Origin of the sequence: Shewanella sp. WXL01, from assembly GCF_012263345.1 — a bacterium.
GTDB classification, from domain to species: domain Bacteria; phylum Pseudomonadota; class Gammaproteobacteria; order Enterobacterales; family Shewanellaceae; genus Shewanella; species Shewanella maritima.
Genome location: NZ_JAAIKQ010000002.1, coordinates 898,457 through 904,816, shown reverse-complemented (window position 1 = coordinate 904,816; position 6,360 = coordinate 898,457). Strand labels below are relative to the sequence as shown.

General features: G+C 44.2%; 5 protein-coding genes. 1 reads left to right on the top strand and 4 read right to left on the bottom strand.

The window, feature by feature from the left end:
* Positions 1-433: 433 nt before the first annotated feature.
* Genes G3R49_RS08935 through zwf form a run of 4 tightly spaced genes read right to left on the bottom strand, consistent with a single transcriptional unit; the run spans position 434 to position 5,107 of the window.
* Positions 434-1,072 (bottom strand): bifunctional 4-hydroxy-2-oxoglutarate aldolase/2-dehydro-3-deoxy-phosphogluconate aldolase, encoded by a 639-nt coding sequence (locus tag G3R49_RS08935; RefSeq protein WP_130597306.1) that lies wholly within the window; start codon positions 1,070-1,072, stop codon positions 434-436.
* A 13-nt stretch (positions 1,073-1,085) separates the two neighbouring features.
* On the bottom strand, positions 1,086-2,915 hold the full coding sequence (gene edd / locus G3R49_RS08930; RefSeq protein ID WP_167869384.1) for a phosphogluconate dehydratase: 1,830 nt from the start codon (positions 2,913-2,915) through the stop codon (positions 1,086-1,088).
* Between the two features lie 12 nt (positions 2,916-2,927).
* Positions 2,928-3,626, bottom strand: coding sequence for a 6-phosphogluconolactonase (gene pgl, locus G3R49_RS08925; protein WP_130597308.1), 699 nt, complete (start codon positions 3,624-3,626; stop codon positions 2,928-2,930).
* 11 nt (positions 3,627-3,637) lie between these two features.
* Positions 3,638-5,107 (bottom strand): glucose-6-phosphate dehydrogenase, encoded by a 1,470-nt coding sequence (gene zwf, locus G3R49_RS08920; RefSeq protein ID WP_167869383.1) that lies wholly within the window; start codon positions 5,105-5,107, stop codon positions 3,638-3,640.
* 356 nt (positions 5,108-5,463) lie between these two features.
* Between zwf and G3R49_RS08915 the strand changes: the two genes are divergently transcribed.
* Complete coding sequence (locus tag G3R49_RS08915; protein WP_130597310.1) at positions 5,464-6,318, top strand: MurR/RpiR family transcriptional regulator; 855 nt, start codon at positions 5,464-5,466, stop codon at positions 6,316-6,318.
* The last annotated feature ends 42 nt before the right edge of the window (positions 6,319-6,360 follow it).

Genomic DNA, 6,360 nt, shown 5'->3' with positions numbered 1-6,360 from the left:
GCCCCTGCTAAATATTCTCTTGAAAATCATACGCTTAACATGATGTGGTGATTTAACTTGTTATACATTGTACGCAGCTTCGTGTGAGAAGTGTGGTGTCGCCTTTAGTCTTTGATACGCGCTTAGACTGTTGCTGTTATCTTTTGAATTGCGCGTTATTTTTTTGCGCGTCGCTACGTGCATGCTTTTAAAGTTTGTGGGTAAAGTTACCCAAGCATTAAATCTCGTGCGCGTTTAGTTTTCTGTAAATCTCTGTAATTGTTTACTTGTTTCCGACGTTTGCCTGCTTGGGTTTATCCATGGTGCGTTTAGCAATTATAGCTACACATCAGATGACCAATTGCCAGAAAACATATCACGGTGTCGCATTAGCAAACTAAAATGCCAGTCATTGTTGTGACTGGCATTTTTAAGCAACATTCAAACTGACATGCTAGATAGCTAACGCATCTTTACAAAGCTGAGTGATTCTATCCCAGTCTTTGTCTGCTACGGCATCTGTTGGTGCAATCCAACTGCCACCGATACAATCAACATTTTTTAGCGCTAAATAGTCTTTGTAGCTTGATTGACTGATGCCACCAGTTGGGCAAAAACGAATACCTGATAATGGTCCGCCAAAAGATTTAAGTGCGTTAACACCACCTGAAGCTTCCGCTGGGAAAAACTTAAAGTGTGTGTAACCTAGCTCCATACCAACCATCACTTCAGAGATGCTAGCAACACCAGGGATCAAAGGCACGTTACCTTGTTTAGCAGCCTTTAGCAGATCGACTGTTGCACCAGGCGTAATGATAAATTGCGAGCCAGCTTCAACAGCCTGGTTTAACTGCGCTTCGTTCAAAACTGTACCGGCACCAACCAAGGCTTCTGGTACTTCTTTAGCGATTTTTGCAATGGCCTCTAACGCGCATTCAGTACGCAGCGTGACTTCAAGCACTTTAATACCGCCGGCAACTAGTGCTTTTGCTAGCGGTACAGCATCTTCAAGGCGCTCAATTACCATAACTGGAACGACTGGACTCGTTTTAAATACATCTGCAGGCTGTAATGCCCAATTGTTACTTACCATTGATCCGTGTTCCTTATGCTGTCATTTCATCAATTGCGCTAGTGCTACGGGCACCGGTTTCTGGGCTACTTAAATTACTGCGTAGTGCTCCGAATAGCTCACGTCCCATGCCAAAACTGCGCTCAGTCAGATCAATTTCTTCTGCATTGCGCGCATTAAGTTCGGCCTCGTTAACCAGTAAACTTAGCTCACCAGTTAACGCGTTAACACGGATTAAATCACCGTCTTGAACTTTAGCAATCAAGCCGCCATCAATAGCTTCAGGGGTTAAGTGAATCGCTGCTGGTACTTTACCTGAGGCGCCAGACATACGGCCATCAGTTACCAGCGCAACCTTAAATCCTTTATCTTGCAGTGAGCCTAAATATGGCGTGAGTTTATGTAGCTCAGGCATGCCGTTAGCTTTAGGGCCTTGACCTTTAACGACTACCACACAATCTCTATCTAATTTGCCTTGTTTGAACAGTTCGTCGAGCTGGTTTTGATCGTCAATAACAACTGCAGGCGCTTCAACAACGCGATTGGCTTCTTGCACAGCAGAAACCTTAATAACCGCCCTGCCCAAATTGCCCTTCATCAACTTCAAGCCACCGTTGCTTTGGAACGGCGTGTCTATGTGGGTTAATACTTCTTTATCTAAGCTTTCCGTTGGGCCATCTACCCAAATGAGCTCACCGTCGATAAGTTTTGGCTCTTGGGTGTAGCGACGCAAACCTTGACCAGCCACAGTAAGTACATCTTCGTGTAGCATGCCAGCATCAAGCAACTCTTTGATTAGCAGCGCCATACCGCCAGCTGCATGGAAGTGGTTAATGTCTGCATGACCATTAGGATAAACTCGTGCGAGTAAAGGCACAGCATCAGAAAGCTCTGAAAAGTCATCCCAATTGATGATGATGCCAGCAGCGCGCGCCGCAGCAACGATATGCATGGTTAAGTTTGTTGAGCCACCTGTTGCGAGTAGCGCAACAATGCCATTAACTACGGATTTCTCGTTGACGATCTCACCGATTGGCGCATATTGTGTGCCCATTGCTGTTAGACGGCAAACCTGTTTCGCTGCCATCTTATTTAATGCTTCACGTAACGGATCGTCAGGATTAACGAATGAAGAGCCTGGCAACTGTAAGCCCATGACTTCTAGCATTAATTGGTTTGAGTTGGCCGTACCGTAGAAGGTACAAGTGCCCGCACTGTGATAAGACTTAGACTCTGCATCAAGCAGTGCTTCACGCCCTACTTTACCCTGAGCAAATTGTTGGCGTATGCGTGCTTTTTCTTTATTCGGTATACCTGATTTCATTGGCCCAGCAGGCACAAACAACATAGGTAAGTGACCAAAGCTAAGTGCACCAATTAACAAGCCAGGAACGATTTTGTCGCAAATACCAAGGAGTAATGCACCGTCAAACATGTTATGAGACAAACCAACGGCTGTTGCCATCGCAATGACTTCGCGGCTAAGCAGGCTTAACTCCATACCAGGTTGGCCTTGGGTTACACCATCACACATTGCCGGTACACCGCCGGCAACCTGTGCCACACTCCCTACTTCAGCACATGCAGCTTTCAGTAGTTCAGGATATGTTTCGTAAGGCTGGTGCGCCGACAACATATCGTTAAAAGCAGTCACAATACCAACATTGGCTTTGGTTAACTGACGTAGTGATTCCTTTTCTACTGGCTGACAGGCTGCAAAACCATGGGCTAAATTACCACAGCTTAACGCGCTGCGATGAACGCCCTTACCTTTAGCGTCTTGCAGAGCTTGCAAGTATGCAGCTCGTGTTTTTTGACTTCGCGCAATTATACGCTCTGTAACTGCTTGAACTACTGAGTTCATTTTAATAACTCCTTATGCGCTATAGAACACATCTACAGGTGCTTTGCGTTGAGCAAGCACAGCTCTAATAGGCATTTCTTTAACGTTCTCATTTAACAGCGCTTTTTTATAAACGGTTAGCTTAGCTTCGCCTACCAAATGCAGATAAATCTGTCGGCTTGCTAAGATTGCATCTTGTGTCAGGGTAATGCGTGGATGCGGTGCAGTCGTTGGATTAACAGCTGCACATAATTCTTTGCTAGTTAGCGCGTTGTCTAATTCTTTGCTACATGGGAACCATGAACAAGTGTGGCCATCAGTACCCATGCCTAATACCACAACATCAAAAGGTCTTGGGAAGTTAGCTAATGACTCTGACGTCATAGCACAGCCTTGTTCTGGCGTAGCAAACATATTTTTTAAGCCGCGAAACTTGGCATTTGCTGCGCGGTTTTGTAATAGATTTTCACGTACCAGGCGTTCATTTGAGTCTTTTTCGTCACTTTCAACCCAGCGCTCGTCAGCAAGGGTGATATACACTTCACTCCAATCAATCGCTTTTTTACTTAGCAGTTGAAAAAGCTTCAACGGTGTTGAGCCGCCAGAAACAATAAGACTTGCCTTACCACGACTATCAACCGCATCTTGAAGTTGACCAGCAATCTTATCTGCAAGTACAGATTCCAGTTCATTAGTCGAGTCAAATGACTTAAATACTGATTCTTTAATCATTAGGTTTTCCTTTACTCGTCCCAAGAACGGCCGTCTTTAGTAATAAGTGCAACTGAAGCCACTGGCCCCCACGTGCCTGCTGGGTAAGGTTTTGGCTTCTCGCCGCTGTTTTCCCATGCTTCAATAATTCCGTCGACCCAAGTCCACGCTTGCTCAACTTCGTCACGGCGAACGAATAAGGCTTGGTTGCCGAGCATAGCTTCTAACAACAAACGCTCATAGGCATCAGCAATGCGCTCGTTTTTGAAAGTGTCGGTGAAACTTAAGTCGAGCTTGGTAGTTTGTAAGCGCGTTTGCTGCTCTAGCCCTGGCACCTTATTCATCATTTGAATTTCGACACCTTCGTGCGGCTGCAAGCGAATCGTAAGCTTATTCGGTGGCAAGCTACGGTAGCTATTGCTATATAAGTTGTGCGGCGGATTCTTAAAGTGAACCACAATTTCAGAGCTCTTAAATGGCATACGCTTACCACTACGTAAGTAGAATGGCACGCCAGCCCAGCGCCAGTTATCAATGTCTACGCGTAGTGCAACAAAGGTTTCAGTATCAGAGTTGGTATTGGCGCCCTCTTCTTCTAAATAACCTGGCACTGGTGAGCCTTTTAAATAACCTGATGAGTATTGGCCGCGAACTGTATTATCAAACACATTGGTTTGATTAATTGGGCGAAGCGACTTAAGCACTTTTACTTTTTCATCGCGAATGTTGTCTGCATTGAGGTTAACCGGCGGGTCCATAGCCACAAGGGTTAGTACTTGCAGTAAGTGGTTCTGGATCATATCGCGCATTTGCCCTGCGCCATCAAAATAACCCCAGCGCCCTTCAATGCCCACTTCTTCGGCAACACTGATCTGTACATGATCAATGGTGCGGTTATCCCATTTAGATGCGAATAATGAGTTAGCGAAACGCAGCGCAATCAGGTTTTGTACCGTTTCTTTACCTAAATAATGGTCAATACGGTAGACCTGATTCTCGTTAAAGTACTCGGCGACCTGGTCGTTGATGACTTTAGAAGACTCTAGATCTGTACCAATCGGCTTTTCAAGCACAACGCGGGTATCTTCTTTAATGAGGTCTTGTTGATGTAGGCAGCGACAAATGTCGCCAAAAATAGCTGGAGGAGTTGCGAAGTAGTTCACCATCACGCGTTTACTTGGTTCAAGTAACTCATGAAATGCGCTGTAGCCTTCTGGCTCGGTGAAATTTGTTCCTACATAATGGCAGCGACAAAGAAAACGCTCAACAGTGTCATCACACAGTTCATCTTTAACGAAGGTATTTAATGCAGTAGTAACTAACTCAATGAATTGTTGTTCTGTAAACGCATCTTTGGCGACACCGATTACCTTGGTTTCTGAATCAAGTAGATTCGCTTTGTCTAGTTGATATAAAGCGGGAAGTAACTTACGTCTTGCTAAGTCACCTTTAGTTCCAAATAGGACAAAGTCACATGCTTTTGCGCCTAATGATTTACCCATAGCTCCGAGCTCTCCATTTATTTTGTGCGTCTACATCTGTTAGTACATGGTGAATAAAAACGCTCTTTTGTTGTAATATAACAACAGAACGTGACGAATGCACCTTTAATTTACTCTTATTCTATTGTTATGATTCTAGGCATATCATCTTATAATCTGATATGATTTTTAATTGAAACAATTTAATTCTGATGTTTTTTGATCGTTTTATAACGTGTAAATATCTTACGGGCAGCAAACATAGGTAAAAAAGCTACTTACTTTTGTCGTATTCCTAGCTACTCGTCCCCTTCTTTATACGTGGGGGAATTGAAAACAATAACAAACAACATCACCATTTTAGTGGATACATGCTTATGAATACCCTAGAAAAGGTCCAAAAAAGCCTGACTCAATTCAGTAAATCAGAACGTAAAGTTGCTGAAGTGATCCTGGCATCCCCACAAACGGCAATTCATTCAAGTATTGCTACCCTGGCTAAAATGGCCGATGTGAGTGAGCCTACTGTTAACCGATTCTGTCGCCGCCTTGACACTAAAGGTTTCCCTGATTTTAAGTTACATTTGGCCCAAAGTCTTGCTAATGGCACGCCGTATGTTAGCCGCCACGTTGAAGAAGATGACTCGCCAGATTCGTACACGACTAAAATCTTCGAATCTTCAATGGCTTCATTAGACACTGCTCGCCAAAGCTTAGATCCAGTTGCTATTAATAAAGCGGTGGATATTCTTACTCAAGCTAAAACCATTTCATTTTTCGGTTTAGGTGCATCGGCTTCTGTTGCTCATGATGCACAAAACAAGTTCTTCCGTTTTAATGTACCCGTGATTTGTTTCGATGATGTGTTAATGCAACGCATGAGCTGCATTAACTGCAACGAGGGTGATGTTGTGGTGCTAATCTCACACACAGGTCGCACTAAATCATTAATTGAGATTGCACGTATTGCTCGTGAAAATGGTGCCGCTGTGATTGGCATTACCGCGCGTAACTCTCCACTATCATTAGAATGTACCCTACCGGTTACTATGGAAGTACCAGAGGACACTGAGCAGTACTTACCAATGACATCACGTCTAGCGCAACTTGTTACTGTCGATGTGTTAGCGACTGGTTTTACACTTCGCCGTGGCCCACGCTTTAGAGATAACTTGAAGCGAGTGAAAGAAGTGCTGAAAGAGTCGCGGGTAAACAAGGATCTAACGATTTGAGCGTCCAAAAGATGACGTTTTTATAAGTGATTAATTATCAAC

Excerpts from the sequence above, each read along its gene's own strand:
- zwf (WP_167869383.1), bottom strand. The coding sequence starts at position 5,107 with ATGGGTAAATCATTAGGCGCAAAAGCATGTGACTTTGTCCTATTTGGA.
- pgl (WP_130597308.1), bottom strand. The coding sequence starts at position 3,626 with ATGATTAAAGAATCAGTATTTAAGTCATTTGACTCGACTAATGAACTG.
- G3R49_RS08915 (WP_130597310.1), top strand. The coding sequence starts at position 5,464 with ATGAATACCCTAGAAAAGGTCCAAAAAAGCCTGACTCAATTCAGTAAA.
- edd (WP_167869384.1), bottom strand. The coding sequence starts at position 2,915 with ATGAACTCAGTAGTTCAAGCAGTTACAGAGCGTATAATTGCGCGAAGT.
- G3R49_RS08935 (WP_130597306.1), bottom strand. The coding sequence starts at position 1,072 with ATGGTAAGTAACAATTGGGCATTACAGCCTGCAGATGTATTTAAAACG.